Genomic DNA, 14,319 nt, shown 5'->3' on the forward strand with positions numbered 1-14,319 from the left:
CGTGACCCTGCTCATTGAGGAACTCAAGCAGCAGGGGATGCCGGTAAATGGATTTCTGGACAAGGACCAGCCCGTGGCTTTTGAGCCTGACGGGCTGATTGTGCGTGTCAATGCGGGGCGCACCATTCTGGAAAGCGTGGAGCTTCCCCGGCGTCTGGCCGAACTGATTCAGGAACGTACCGGCTCTTTGCCGGTGGTCCGGATGAAGGATGTGGCGGCCCAGCTCAATGCCGAGGAACTGGAGCGGCGTGTGGCCGAAAAGGCGCCTGCCGTGCAGTTCAAGGCCAAGGAGGAGGTGGCGCCCTTCACCATCGAGGGTCTGGAACTCACCTCCAAGCCGGCGAAGCTTTTCCACGGCAAGTCTTTCAAACCGGCAGACCTGCGCCCTCTCAACGATCTGGGCGACGGCGGCAAGGTCACCGTCTGGGGCGATGTTTTCGCCACCGAAGTCAAGGGCAACCGCCGCAAGATCTATTTCACCTCCATCACCGACTACAACGGCTCCATCAACCTCAAGGTACTGGGGGATGAAGGGGAGGACATGTCCAAGTGGGAGGGCCTCAAACCCGGCACGACCCTGATCGTGCGCGGCAATTACACCTACGATAAATATGAGCGCGACTATGTGCTCCTGCCTTATGATGTCCTGCAGGTGGAACGTCAGCCCCGTCAGGACACCGAACCGGAAGGCCACAAGCGGGTGGAGCTGCATCTGCATACCAAGTCCAGCTCTATGGACGGATTCTGTGACCCCGGCAAGATCGTCCGGCTGGCCCACCGCATGGGCCATCGCGCCATTGCCATCACCGACCATGGCGTCTGCCAGGGATACCCGGAAGCCATGCTGGCGGCCGATGATATCCATGGTTCCGACCCCGGTTTCAAATTGATTTACGGGTGCGAAGCCTATTTCGTGGATGATATGATCCCCACGGTCTACGGCAAGGTCAAAATGCCTCTTACCGGGAGCTTTGTGGTCTTTGATACCGAAACCACAGGTCTGGATACCAACAACGACATCATGACCGAGATTGGTGCCGTCTATGTGGAAAACGGCAAGATCAACGAGGAAAAAAGCTTCGCTACCTTTGTCAATCCCGGGCGGCCCATTCCGGCCAAGGTGGTGGAACTGACCGGCATCAATGACGCCATGGTGGCGGATGCGCCTTCTCCGGATGAAGCCATCCGCAGCTTCAAGGAGTTCTGCGGGGACAACATCGTCATCGCCCACAATGCCAGCAGTTTCGATATGCTGATTCTGCAGCGGGCGGCCGAACGGGCGGGCATCACCTTCAACAATCCCTATATCGATACCGTTCCCATGGCGCAGGCTCTGTTTCCCGGGCTTCGCAGCTACAAGCTGGATGTGATCAACAAGCATCTGGAAATTCCTCCCTTCAACCATCACCGGGCGGTGGACGATGCCATGGCCCTGGCCCGCATCTTCGAGAAGATGCTCGAAGACCTGAAGGAAAAGGAAATCTACAACGTCGAGGACATCAACACCGGCCTGGGCGGCAATAAAGAGGTCCTGAAAAAGCGGTTCAACCATCTGATCATCTGGGTGAAGAACCAGACCGGGCTCAAGAATCTCTACCGCATTGTCAGTGCCGCCCACACCAAGTATTTCTTCAAAAAGCCCCGTGTGCCCCGCAGTCTGCTGAACCAGTACCGGGAGGGCCTGATCCTGTCCTCCGCCTGCGAGTCGGGAGAACTGTATCGTGCCATCGTCGCAGGCCGCAGCCATGAAGATCTTCTGCGGATTGCCGATTACTATGACGTTTTGGAGATCCAACCCCTGGGCAACAATGCGTTTATGGTCCGCAACGGTCAGGTGGACTCCATCGAAGCCATCAAGAATTTCAACCGTACCGTCATTGCCCTGGCGGACGAACTGCACAAACCGGTGGTCGCTACGGGGGACGTGCACTTCCAGGAACCGGAGGATGCGGCTTATCGGGCCATCCTGCAGGCGGGCAACGGCTTCAAGGATGCGGATAACCAGGCACCGCTGTTCTATCGCACCACCCAGGATATGCTGGAGGAGTTCAGTTATCTGGGCAAGGAAAAGGCCTATGAGGTGGTGGTCACCAATCCCAACAAGATCGCTGCCACCATCGACGGCAACCTGCGCGCCATTCCCAAGGGCACCTATCCGCCTTCCATCAAGGGCGCCGAGGAGCAGCTGCGTTCCGGCACCTGGGAGCACGCCCGGAAGGATTATGGCAGTCCGCTTCCCGATATTCTGCAAAAGCGCCTGAAAAAGGAACTGGATTCCATCTGCGGCCACGGCTATGCCGTTCTGTACGTCATTGCCGTCAAGCTGGTGGCGTTCTCCAACGCAGGCGGGTACCAGGTGGGCAGCCGTGGCTCTGTGGGGTCCTCCGCCGTAGCCCACTTTGCGGGAATCTCGGAAGTCAACAGTATGCCGCCCCATTATCTGTGCCCGGAATGCCAGCACAGTGAATGGATCGATGACGGCCACACCATGGACGGCTTTGACCTGCCGGACAAGAAGTGCCCGGTCTGCGGCACCTCCATGATCATGGAAGGCCACGACATCCCCTTTGAGACCTTCCTTGGCTTCTACGGCGACAAGGAGCCGGATATCGACCTGAACTTCTCCGGCATGTATCAGTCCAACGTTCACCGTTATACCGAGGAACTCTTCGGCAAGGAGAACGTCTTCAAGGCGGGAACGGTCTCCGGTCTGCAGGACAAGACCGCCTACGGGTATGTGAAGAAGTACCTGGAAGAACGCGGCCGCACCGTCAACCGTGCGGAGGAAAACCGCCTGTGCATCGGCTGTACCGGCGTCAAGCGGACCACCGGCCAGCATCCCGGCGGCATGGTCGTTGTGCCCGATACTTTTGATATCTACGATTTCTGTGCCATCCAGCACCCGGCGGACGACGTGAAGGGCGGTCTTTTGACCACCCACTTCGAATTCAAATACCTCCACGACACGCTGCTCAAGCTGGACGAGCTGGGCCACGATGTGCCCACCTTCTACAAGTTCTTCGAGGAGTATTCCGGTATCCCCATCAACTCGGTGCCCATGAACGATCCCAAGGTGTACAGCCTGCTCACCTCCACCGAGGCCCTGGGCGTCACCCCGGAACAGATCGGCAGCCAGACCGGTACCTTCGGCATCCCCGAAATGGGCACCAACTTCGTGCGCCAGATGCTACTGGATGCCCAGCCCAAGAACTTCTCGGAACTGATCCAGATTTCCGGCCTGTCCCACGGAACCGACGTCTGGACCAACAATGCCGACGAACTCATCCGCTCCAAGACCTGCACCATCGCCGAGGTCATCGGCTGCCGTGACAGCATCATGCTGTACCTGCTGCGCAAGGGCCTGGAACCCAAGATGTCCTTTGACATCATGGAGGCTGTGCGTAAAGGCAAGGTGGCCAAGGGCGGCTTCAAGCCCGGATGGGAGGAAGCCATGCGGGAACACGATGTGCCTGACTGGTACATCGAATCCTGCCGCAAGATCAAGTATATGTTCCCCAAAGCCCATGCGGTGGCTTACCTGATGGCGGCCATCCGCCTGATGTGGTTCAAGGTTTACCATCCGGCCATTTTCTATGCGGTCTACTTCACCGTCCGCGGTGCCGATATTGACTACGAAGCGGCCGTGGGCGGCGTCCGGGTTGCCAAGGAACACCTGCGGGATAACGAGCGCATCCCCAAGGATGAGCGTACCGCCAAGGATGACGATGCCCTGGTCAGCCTGCAGCTGGTCAACGAGATGCTGCAGCGGGGCTGCCAGTTCCTGCCCATTGAACTGGGCAAGAGCTATGCCAGCAAATATATCGTGGAGGACGGCAAGGTCCGCCTTCCCTTCACCGCGCTGAAAGGCCTGGGCGAAAATGCCGCCATTGCTCTGGAACAGGCCACCATCCACGGGGAAGAGTATATCTCCATCGAGGAACTGCAGCAGGCATCCGGTGTGGCCCAGTCCATCCTGGACAAACTGCGGGATGTGGGGGCCCTGGGCAACCTGCCGGAGACCAGCCAGGTGGACTTCTTCAGCATGATGGGCTGAGAAGTTTCTGTTACCCAAAACGCAAGAAGCTCTTCTGCCGCTTTGGCAGGAGGGCTTTTTTAGAAAGGAATGCAACCAAACTTTTACGGTTGTATCGTGGAAAACTGCCTTGTGGAGCGGCAGGAACATGTGGTATACTGAATGCAGGAAAGCTTTCTTGTGTTTCAGAATACCAAATTCGCCCCGTAACACCTTGCCAAAGGAGAACACAAATGAAACGTCGCACAATGTCCCGTCTTGCCGCCCTTTTGCTGGCTGCCGGTCTGAGTCTGGCGCTGTTCGGCTGCACCCCCAAGACCGACGAATCCCAGCCCGCGTCTGACCCGGCTGCCTCTGCGGATACCCAGACCCCGGAGGCTTCCTCCGACGATACCGCCCAGGAACCCGCTTCTTCAGACTCTCAGCCTGCCTCTCAGGAAGACGAGGCCACGCCCGCTGAGGAGGAAAAGCAGGCGGTGACCGAGAAGGTGAAAGAGCAGCTGGCGGAGATTCAGGAGCAGTCGGAACAGCTGCAAGCCGACAGCACCACCGCAGACGATTCCGAGGCCGAGGCAAAGCTGAATGAAGCCGCCGATGAACTGGACGCCTACCTGAAGGAAGAGGTGGAAGGCAGCAGCAACTGATCTGACTTGCTTCCCGTCTGAGCACAAACGCCGCCGGAGCCTTCCGCTCCGGCGGTTGCTTTTGTCTTGCAATACAACCAAGGGTTGTGATATAATGAAAGCATTATTTGACAAACCCTTCCACTTCATGGTTAAATAATAAATACGCGCAAAATACACATGAACTCGTCACAACGCAATTTCAGGGGGAAGCCGCATGGCAAAAAAACAGGTTTACGGCAACGAAAGCATTAAAAGTCTGAAGGGCGCGGACCGTGTCCGCAAACGTCCTGCCGTTATTTTTGGCTCCGACGGTGTGGAAGGCTGCGCTCACTCCATTTTTGAGATCGTCTCCAACTCCATCGACGAAGCCCGGGACGGCTTTGGTGACAAAATCAATGTTACCCTCTACCCGGACCACAGCGTGGAGGTTGAGGACTTCGGCCGCGGCATTCCGGTAGATTATAACAAGGCTGAACAGCGGTGGAACTGGGACCTGGTTTTCTGTGAACTGTATGCCGGCGGCAAATACGGCGAGGGAGCCGGCAACTATGATTTTGCCCTGGGCCTCAATGGTCTGGGTCTGTGTGCCACCCAGTATGCCAGTGCCTGGATGACGGCCGATATTTACCGGGACGGCTTTCACTATCACCTGGACTTCAAAAAAGGCGAGAATGTGGGCGGACTGAAAAAGGAACCTTTCAGCGGCCGCCGTACCGGGTCCGTCATCCGGTGGATGCCGGATACCGATGTTTTCACCGACATCACCGTATCGCCCGAGACCTTCCGGGATATGCTCAAACGGCAGGCGGTGGTCAATGCCGGCGTGACCCTGGTCTTTAACGACCGCTCGGGAGAGCGTGCGGAAAAAATCTCTTACTACTATGAAAACGGTATTGTGGATCATGTGGCCGAGCTGGCAGGGGACAAGGCCCTCACGCCGGTGCATGCCTGTGCCGGTTCCGCCGTGGGCCGTGACCGGGAAGACCAGCCCGAATACCAGGTCAAGATGAATGTGGCCTTCTGCTTCTCCAACCAGACCCAGGCGCTGGAATATTACCACAACTCCAGCTGGCTGGAACATGGCGGCAGCCCTGACCGTGCAGTGCGTCTGGCCTTTGTGAATCAGATCAATGCATGGCTGAAAAACAAGGGGCTGTATAAAAAGAACGAAAGCGCCATCACCTTTGCCGATGTGCAGGACTGCCTGATCTTGGTCTCTTCCAGCTTCTCCACCCGCACCAGTTATGAGAACCAGACCAAGAAGGCCATCACCAACAAGTTTGTGGCCCAGGCCATGACCGATTTCCTCAAGCATCAGCTGGAAGTCTATTTCATCGAAAACCCCGACGAAGCGGAGAAAGCCTGTAAACAGGTGCTCATCAACAAGCAGAGCCGGGAACACGCTGAAAAGGCCCGTATCTCCATCAAGAAAAACATCACCCAGCAGATGGACATTGCCAACCGGGTGCAGAAGTTTGTGGACTGCCGCACCAAGGACGCCTCCCGGCGGGAACTGTATATCGTGGAGGGCGATTCCGCTATGGGCGCGGTCAAGCAGAGCCGCGACTCCGAATTCCAGGCCATCATGCCCATCCGCGGCAAGATCCTGAATTGCCTGAAAGCCGATTATGCCCGCATCTTCAAGTCGGAGGTCATCACTGACCTGATCCGGGTCATGGGCTGCGGCGTGGAGCTGGGCGGGTCCCATAACAAGGACCTGGCCACCTTCAACCTGGACAATCTGCGCTTCAATAAAATCGTCATCTGTACCGACGCCGACGTGGACGGCTATCAGATCCGCACCCTGGTGCTGACCATGCTGTACCGTCTTACGCCCACCCTCATCAACCAGGGCTACGTCTATATTGCCGAGAGCCCGCTGTATGAGATCAACACCAAGGCCAAGACGTATTTCGCCTATACCGAGCCGGAAAAGGCGGATATCCTGCGCCGCATTGACGGCCAGAAATATACCATCCAGCGCTCCAAAGGTCTGGGCGAGAACGACCCTGAAATGATGTGGCTGACCACCATGAGCCCGGAGAGCCGCCGCCTGATCAAGGTGCTGCCCACCGACGCCAAGCAGACCTCCGAGGTGTTCGATCTGCTGCTGGGGGATAACCTGGCCGGCCGCAAGGAACATATTGCGGAACACGGCGCCGAGTATCTGGATGATCTGGATGTGTCCTGACAAGGGGAGGAACCATGGCAAAAAAACGTGAAAAGAAACAGGCGCCTGCCCGCCCGCAGCTGGGGGATAATGTAGAGATCCTCTCGGCGGGCGAAGTGATCGAAAGCCCCATCACCCAGACGCTGGAAACCAACTATATGCCGTATGCGATGAGCGTGATCGTCTCCCGCGCCCTGCCGGAGATCGATGGCTTCAAACCCGCCCACCGCAAGCTGCTGTACACCATGTACGGGATGGGCCTGCTCAAAGGGGCACGCACCAAGAGCGCCAACATCGTGGGCAGCACCATGCACCTGAACCCTCATGGTGATGCTGCCATCTACGATACCATGGTGCGTATGGGTCGCTCCAACGAAAGCCTGTTGGTGCCCTTCGTGGACTCCAAGGGCAACTTCGGCAAGGCGTACAGCCGGGATATGGCCTACGCTGCCGCCCGTTACACCGAAGCCAAGCTGGAACCGGTGTGCGAGGAACTCTTCCGGGACATCGACAAGGACACGGTGGATTTCGTGCCCAACTACGACGGCACCACCACCGAGCCCACCCTGCTGCCGGTGACTTTCCCCACCATTCTGGCCAACAACACCCTGGGCATTGCCGTAGGCATGGCCTCCAACATCTGTTCCTTCAATCTGGCCGAACTGTGCAATGCCACCATCGCCCTGATGAAGGACGAGAACGCCGACCTGATGCAGCTGCTGCCCGCCCCGGATTTTGTGGGCGGCGGCAGTATCCTGTATGATGCCGCCGAGATGAAGAACGTGCTGGAAAACGGCCGGGGCAGCATCCGGGTTCGGGCTGCCTGGTCCTATGACAAGGAAAACAACTGCATCGACATCACCCGCATCCCGCCCACCACCACGGTGGAAGCCATCATGGACAAGATCACCGAGCTGGTCAAGGCGGGCAAGATCCGGGAAATCAGCGATATGCGCGATGAGACCGACCTGAACGGCCTCAAGCTGACCATTGATCTCAAGCGTGGTCAGGACCCGGACAAACTCATGGCACGGCTGTTTAAGGCCACCCCGCTGGAAGACTCCTTTGCCTGCAACTTCAACCTGCTTATCGGCGGCCAGCCCCGGGTGCTGGGCGTGCGGGGCATCCTGCTGGAATGGGCGGCTTTCCGGGCTGAATGCGTGCGCCGCCGTACCTACCATGACCTCCAGGGCAAGCAGAAGCGTCTGCACCTACTGCGCGGTCTGGAGGCCATCCTGCTGGATATCGACAAAGCCATCCGCATCGTCCGGGAGACCGCCGAGGAGAGTGAGGTCGTCCCCAACCTGATGATCGGCTTCGGCATCGACGAAGTCCAGGCCGAGTATGTGGCCGAGATCAAGCTGCGGCACCTCAACCGGGAATACATCCTCAAACGCACCGAGGAGATCGAGGAGCTGGAAAAGGAGATCGCCGACCTGGAAGACATCCTCAAGCGTCCGGCCCGCATCAACAAGATCATCATGAAGGAACTCACCGAGGTGGCCCAGAAGTACGGCAAACCTCGCCGGTGCGAGATTCTGTACGACCTGCCGGAGGAGAGTGCAGAGGAGGAGCAGCAGGAGATTCCGGACTATCCCGTGCATCTCTTCTTCACCCGGGAAGGCTATTTCAAGAAGATCACCCCCCAGAGCCTGCGCATGTCCGGTGAGCAGAAACTCAAGGACGGGGACGAGATCGCCTTTACCTGTGAGTCCACCAACAGCGTGGAGCTGCTCTTTTTCACCAACCACGCCCAGGTCTACAAGACCCGCGCGGCGGATTTCTCCGACTCCAAGGCCAGCGTGCTGGGGGATTATGTTGCCTCCACCCTAGGCATGGACGACGGGGAAGTGCCCGTCTTCATGGCCGTGACCGCCGATTACAGCGGCCACATGTTCTTCTTCTTCCAGAACGGCAAATGTGCCAAGGTGCCTCTGACCAGCTACCAGACCAAGCAGAACCGCCGCAAGCTGCTCAAGGCCTACAGCGACAAGGCGGAGCTGGCGGCCATCCTCCATCTGACCGAGGAACAGGAGCTGGCCATCTTCGTCAATGCGGGTCCGGCCACCACCCGTCTGTTGTTGGCCGGCAGCGCTCTCATCCCCGAAAAGACCACCCGGGACACCGCCGGTGTCAATGTGGTCAACCTGAAAAAGAATTCCCGCATCACCCGGGTGCGTCCTGCGGCGGGGCTGGAGCTGGCCGATCCCCATCGCTATCGTGTGCGCACCCTGCCGGCTGCCGGTGCCCTGCTCAAGGAGACTGACAGCGTGGAGCAGATGACCCTGTAAAGGGACGGTGCGTATTTTTGCAGAAACCACGCCAAAATTTTCTTGCAATTCGGGATAGGGTGTGGTATAGTATATCCTGCATGAGACTTTGAAGGAGTGCTACAAATGGGAATCTATGAAATCGTGTTCGGCGTGATCCTCATCATCGCCTGCCTGTTGATCGTTATGTTCACCCTGGCGCAGGAGCAGAAGGGCCGCGGCCTTTCCAGTGCCATTATGGGCGACAACAGTTTCATGGCTGCCGGCCGTGAGCGCGGCCTGGATGCCAAGCTGGCCAAGTTCACCAAGATTCTGGGCGCTGTGTTCCTGATTGCCGCGCTGGTCGTCAGCGTTGTCAACGCCCGCCTGTAATCCATTTGACAGAAAACGGCCCGCCGGAACCCGCGGGCCGTTTTTTATGGGAAAGTTCATAAAGAAGAAGGTTTTGCGGGCCAGACCCGCACGGAAGGGCCCCGCCGGCCGACGGGGCGACGTCAGGGAGGAGTAAATACCACATGACACCACTGCAAAAAAATATTCTCAATGCCGTCAAGCGGCGCCCCCACACCCTGCGGGAACTGCAGAACAACCTGCAGGTGGACAACACCCGTCTGCGCAGCACCGTGTCCGGCATGGTGGCCACCGGCCTGCTGACCGTGCGTGATGGCCAGTATGCCCCGGGGCTTGCCACCATCGAAAACGAATCTGCTCCGGCGGGCATTCCCTGCACCTTGGTCAAGCTGGCGGCACGCTTCGGCTTTGCCGCCCGGGACGATGGCACCGGCGATATCTTCATCCCCGGCCGCGCCCTCCATGGTGCCATGCCTCATGACAAGATCCTGGTCAAACTGTTTGAGCGTCCCCGGGTAGAGGGCAGCGCAGAAGGCGAAGTGCTGGAAGTCACCGAGCCCCACAACAGCTTTGCCGGTACAATCACCATGACCGATGACGGCCGTATGGCGGTGGAGCCGGATGGCTGCCGGGACGTGCGCATCATACTGGACAAGAAGGCCATCAACGGCGCCCAGCTGGGCGACAAAGTGGGCGCTGTGCTCACCGGCCGCGGCGGCCGTCACATGGACCACCGCGCTGCCGTCACCGAGCGGTTCGGTTCCTCCGATTATGCCTGTGAGTGTGCCAAGGCCATTCTCTATGGCCGCGATGTGCGGCAGGAATTCCCGGACGAAGTCATGCAGGAAGCTTCTGCCTATGACAACGCCCGGATCGATCCCGCCGAAGCGGCGCACCGCATGGATCTGCGGGGATTGCCCATCTTCACCATCGACAGCGCCGAGACCAAGGATATCGACGACGCCATCAGCCTGATGCATCTGCAGGATGGCGGCTATGAACTGGGGGTTCACATCGCGGATGTGAGTCACTATGTCCGTCCGGACACGGCTCTGGACAAGGAAGCCTACGAGCGTGCCACCAGCATTTATTATGCGGACAAGGTCATCCCCATGCTGCCCCAGCAGCTGTCCAACGGCATCTGCAGCCTGAACGAAGGGGAAGACCGGCTGGCTTTCTCCTGCCTGATGCGCCTGGACGAAAAGGGCAACATCCATGGCTACCAGTTTGTCAAGACGGTCATCCGCAGCCGTGTCAAGGGCGTGTATAAGGAGATCAACTCCCTGCTGGACGGCACGGCAGGGGAGGACCTGCAGAATAAATACAGCGAAGTCCTGGCCCAGCTGCCGGTGATGAATGAGCTGTACGAAAAGCGGCTGGCCCTGCGGCGGGAACGCGGCAGCATGGAGATCGAGTCGGATGAAGCCAAGCTGGTCATCGATCCCGAGACCGGGCGCTGCGTGGACATCGTCAAGCGCGGCCGCGGCGTGTCCGAGTGCATGATCGAGGAATTCATGCTGCTGGCCAACCAGTGCGCGGCCAACGCCGGCCGCACCCATCGCGTGCCCTTCGTTTACCGTGTACACGAAGCCCCCGATGCCGAAAAGATGGAAAAGCTCCGGGCCACCCTGAAAGCCTGCGGCCTGAACCCGGTGTTCAAAGGCGAAATCCCCACCCAGCTGGAGCTGTCCGCCCTGCTGGATGAGACCCGTGATACTCCCATCCGCATTCCGGTGCATACCGGTATCCTGCGCAGCATGCAGAAAGCCCGGTACAGCCCGGAGCCTCTGGGCCACTTTGGCCTGGTGCTCAAGGACTATGCGCACTTTACCAGCCCCATCCGCCGGTACCCTGACCTGGCCATTCACCGTATCCTGACCGATATGCTGGTGGGGGCACCGCATGAACGTCTGGTCAAGAATTATACCGAGTTTGCCACCCATGCCAGCGAGCAGTCCAGCCGCAAGGAAGTGGACGCCGTGCGCATTGAGCGCGACGTGGAGGACCTGTACAAGGCCGAGTATATGCACGGCCATCTGGGCGAGGTCTATGACGGCACCATCTCCGGCATCACTGCCCGGGGCGTCTTTGTGGCCCTGGACAACACGGTGGAAGGGTTTGTGCCTGCCGCCCAGCTGTGCAAGGGGGAAGCCGCCGTCACCGAGGGCGTATCCCTGACCGACCCGCTCACCGGCCGTACCTGGATGCTGGGCAGCCCCATCAAGGTCAAGGTTGCCGGAGCCGATGTGCCTCTGGGCCGCATTGATTTTGAGTTCATGCCTCAGTGATTTCTGATTCTGACTGAAAAACAGCCGCCTTCCCCAATGCAGGGAAGGCGGCTGTTTTTGCGTGGCAGGAAGAACTCTGTCCCGTAAGCAGAAAGAAAATTATAAAAGAAAAAACCTTTCGGAATTTCCGAAAGGTTTTTCTGGCGGAAAGAGAGGGATTCGAACCCTCGAGGGCTTTCAGGGCCCTACACGATTTCCAGTCGTGCGCCTTAGACCAGCTCAGCCATCTTTCCATAGCAGCTCGGCAACGCCAAGCTGCAAGAGTTATTATAGCAAGGTCCGAGCCAACTGTCAAGTGTTTTTTTGACTTTTTTCTTCGGATATCAGTGGCGCACAAAACCGCCCAGCTCACTGGCATCGGTCAGGTTCATGGCAAAGGCTTTGCTGCGCAAAGCGGCATACAGTTCCGCCATGGTTGCCTGATAGTAGGGTTCCAGAAACAGAAGCCCGATCCCAAGGGTCAGCATGCCCAGAATGACCCAGCCCACGAAGGAAAGACGCAGCAAGAAGGCGTGCCACTTTTCGCCGTGCATCATCTCGCGGCTCAGCTGCATGGCGCGGGTGGTGCTCATGTAGGGATTTTCCGCCAGCAGATAGGGGACCATCAGATAGCAGTACGCCCAGTAGATGCCGGGGATCACCAGCAGGAAAAGTCCCAGCACAATCTTCAGGTCAACCAGAAATTTCACCTTGACCATGTTCAGATAGGGGGTACGGAAAACGGTGGTGACGGTGCGCAGCGGTGCAGGGCTCTGGCGGTTCTCCATGAAGAAGCGGTTGCGTCCCACTTCCAGGGGCGCAGCGACAAAGGCGGCCCACAGCACAGCGATCACCACCGATATGAGCAGGATGACAAACACAATGCTCCATACGGCAGCGGGGATTCCGGCCAGCTGCTGCCAGATGTCGGCCTGGGCAGCCTCCCCGGTCCAGACTCTGCCGCGGAACATGGTGTTCAGGCGGTCGACCTCGGTTTCAAAATGATACGAGGCAGTAACTGAATAGTCGCCCACGCCCACAATAGCCAGCAGAAGGCACAGGGCAAAAGTGCGCCAGTATGTACCGGACAACGCCTGTCTGGCATTCTGCTTCAAAAGCGAACAAGTCCACATAAGAAAGATCCTCCCGGAAATGGCCAGCAAGGGCCGAAGTTTTCCCTTATTATAGCATGGAAACGGAAAATGGAAAACCGGTAACACTGTTTCTAAATTGTAAATAAACGACGCTACGCAGGAAAGCGTATCGATTACAGGAGCATGGAATTTTTTTGAAAAAAGGTGTTGACAAACCATGGGCCGGTGTGTATAATAATATTCGTCGCTCAGGGAGACCTGCCGACGAACAGAATATGCGGATGTGGCGGAACTGGCAGACGCGCTAGATTCAGGTTCTAGTTCCCTTAAAAGAGTGTGGGTTCAAATCCCTTCATCCGCACCAAAATCCCGGACGCTTTGGCGCCCGGGATTTTTTGTTGCCCGACAAGGTGCGGCAAAAAACGAAAAACAGGGGAAAATAAGTTCTTAATAAAAGTGTTGACAAATCCCGGGAGCATGTGTATAATAATACATGTCGCCTGGGTGACCGGCTGACAAAACAATATGCGGATGTGGCGGAACTGGCAGACGCGCTAGATTCAGGTTCTAGTTCCCTTAAAAGAGTGTGGGTTCAAATCCCTTCATCCGCACCAAAATCCCGAACGCTTCCGCGTTCGGGATTTTCTTTATCCGGCAAACTCTCGCACGGAACGGGACACCGTTTTCCGGCTGTACAGGAAAGAGGCAGTCATGTCCAGGACCAGAAAAATTTATGTGGCCCGCCTGGTGGGGCGGAGTCTGATTTTCCTGCTGTGCACCCTTGCGTGTGTATTTCGGCGCGGTGTTTTCACGGTGCTGGAAGGCATGAATTTCTTCAGAACATTTTCTCCGCTGCATCTTTTGTGGTTTGTTTGGGTCATGGATATGATCCTGCAGATATTTCCCATCAAAAACAAGGTGCCGCTTGGGTCCCAGAAACTCTTTGCCAATCGTTTTCGGCCTATCCGGGAAAAAATCAACTACGAAGCCCTCAAAAGTTATATCGTGGCCACAACCAAAGCGGCGTACAAAGTGTTTCTGATCTGGTGCGCCCTGATCGCTGCCATCGGTGTGCTGCATTATGCCGGCGTGATCGATAAAATCACCCTGTTCATGATCTCGGTGTTCTTTTATGTCTGTGATCTGATTTGCGTGCTGATCTGGTGTCCGTTCCGTCTCATTATGAAAAACCGCTGCTGCACCACCTGCCGCATCTTCAACTGGGACCACCTGATGATGTTTTCGCCGCTGATTTTTATGGGGGGATTCTTCGCCACCTCGTTGGTGCTTATGTCCATTGCCGCTTGGCTGGTGTGGGAACTGTGCGTTATGATGTACCCGGAACGATTCTGGGATCATTCCAACGTGGCCCTGCAGTGCTCGCAGTGTACCGACAAGCTTTGCACCCAGTATTGCCAGAAACTGCGTCCGGCGGATCGGGCACGGACGCGGGAGTGACAACCGGGCCGGAAGCCGGCTTCAAAACCGAACATAATAAAACACCGGAA

At 57.5% G+C, this 14,319-nt stretch carries 8 protein-coding genes and 3 tRNA genes; 9 read left to right on the top strand and 2 right to left on the bottom strand.

Translation table 11 applies throughout. The features are described from left to right. Positions 1-37: 37 nt before the first annotated feature. The 6 genes from AC127K_RS12850 to AC127K_RS12875 all read left to right on the top strand — a co-directional run bounded on the left by AC127K_RS12850 (position 38) and on the right by AC127K_RS12875 (position 11,738). Complete coding sequence (locus tag AC127K_RS12850; RefSeq protein ID WP_483722199.1) at positions 38-4,054, top strand: PolC-type DNA polymerase III; 4,017 nt, start codon at positions 38-40, stop codon at positions 4,052-4,054. Between the two features lie 212 nt (positions 4,055-4,266). Then, on the top strand, positions 4,267-4,677 hold the full coding sequence (locus AC127K_RS12855; RefSeq protein ID WP_483720887.1) for a hypothetical protein: 411 nt from the start codon (positions 4,267-4,269) through the stop codon (positions 4,675-4,677). Between the two features lie 196 nt (positions 4,678-4,873). Next, positions 4,874-6,850: a DNA gyrase/topoisomerase IV subunit B gene (locus tag AC127K_RS12860; protein WP_483720888.1), complete on the top strand. Its 1,977-nt coding sequence runs from the start codon at positions 4,874-4,876 to the stop codon at positions 6,848-6,850. A 14-nt stretch (positions 6,851-6,864) separates the two neighbouring features. Then, positions 6,865-9,120: a DNA gyrase subunit A gene (locus AC127K_RS12865; protein WP_294539978.1), complete on the top strand. Its 2,256-nt coding sequence runs from the start codon at positions 6,865-6,867 to the stop codon at positions 9,118-9,120. A 105-nt stretch (positions 9,121-9,225) separates the two neighbouring features. After that, entirely contained in the window at positions 9,226-9,471 is a 246-nt protein-coding gene (gene secG / locus AC127K_RS12870) for a preprotein translocase subunit SecG (RefSeq protein ID WP_483720889.1), read from the top strand. Between the two features lie 143 nt (positions 9,472-9,614). Next, positions 9,615-11,738: a ribonuclease R family protein gene (locus tag AC127K_RS12875; protein ID WP_483720890.1), complete on the top strand. Its 2,124-nt coding sequence runs from the start codon at positions 9,615-9,617 to the stop codon at positions 11,736-11,738. Positions 11,739-11,879: 141 nt separating this feature from the next. Here the strand turns inward: AC127K_RS12875 and AC127K_RS12880 are convergent. Both AC127K_RS12880 and AC127K_RS12885 read right to left on the bottom strand, forming a co-directional pair. Further along, a tRNA-Ser gene (locus tag AC127K_RS12880) sits at positions 11,880-11,971 on the bottom strand. 90 nt (positions 11,972-12,061) lie between these two features. Beyond that, the gene (locus AC127K_RS12885) at positions 12,062-12,850 is read right to left on the bottom strand and encodes a DUF975 family protein (RefSeq protein WP_294539972.1); all 789 of its coding nucleotides are present in this window, start codon (positions 12,848-12,850) and stop codon (positions 12,062-12,064) included. Between the two features lie 238 nt (positions 12,851-13,088). Between AC127K_RS12885 and AC127K_RS12890 the strand changes: the two genes are divergently transcribed. The 3 genes from AC127K_RS12890 (at position 13,089) to AC127K_RS12900 (ending at position 14,269) form a co-directional block, all read left to right on the top strand. Next, positions 13,089-13,175 (top strand) — tRNA-Leu (locus AC127K_RS12890). Positions 13,176-13,338: 163 nt separating this feature from the next. Then, a tRNA-Leu gene (locus AC127K_RS12895) sits at positions 13,339-13,425 on the top strand. 97 nt (positions 13,426-13,522) lie between these two features. Further along, positions 13,523-14,269 carry a hypothetical protein gene (locus AC127K_RS12900; RefSeq protein WP_294539970.1) on the top strand — a complete coding sequence of 249 codons (747 nt, stop codon included), beginning with the start codon at positions 13,523-13,525 and terminating at the stop codon, positions 14,267-14,269. Positions 14,270-14,319: the final 50 nt, after the last annotated feature.

It is taken from the genome of Subdoligranulum sp. DSM 23681 (genome assembly GCF_057005535.1).

Excerpts from the sequence above, each read along its gene's own strand:
- AC127K_RS12885 (WP_294539972.1), bottom strand. The coding sequence starts at position 12,850 with ATGTGGACTTGTTCGCTTTTGAAGCAGAATGCCAGACAGGCGTTGTCC.
- AC127K_RS12865 (WP_294539978.1), top strand. The coding sequence starts at position 6,865 with ATGGCAAAAAAACGTGAAAAGAAACAGGCGCCTGCCCGCCCGCAGCTG.
- AC127K_RS12850 (WP_483722199.1), top strand. The coding sequence starts at position 38 with ATGCCGGTAAATGGATTTCTGGACAAGGACCAGCCCGTGGCTTTTGAG.
- secG (WP_483720889.1), top strand. The coding sequence starts at position 9,226 with ATGGGAATCTATGAAATCGTGTTCGGCGTGATCCTCATCATCGCCTGC.
- AC127K_RS12875 (WP_483720890.1), top strand. The coding sequence starts at position 9,615 with ATGACACCACTGCAAAAAAATATTCTCAATGCCGTCAAGCGGCGCCCC.
- AC127K_RS12900 (WP_294539970.1), top strand. The coding sequence starts at position 13,523 with ATGTCCAGGACCAGAAAAATTTATGTGGCCCGCCTGGTGGGGCGGAGT.
- AC127K_RS12855 (WP_483720887.1), top strand. The coding sequence starts at position 4,267 with ATGAAACGTCGCACAATGTCCCGTCTTGCCGCCCTTTTGCTGGCTGCC.
- AC127K_RS12860 (WP_483720888.1), top strand. The coding sequence starts at position 4,874 with ATGGCAAAAAAACAGGTTTACGGCAACGAAAGCATTAAAAGTCTGAAG.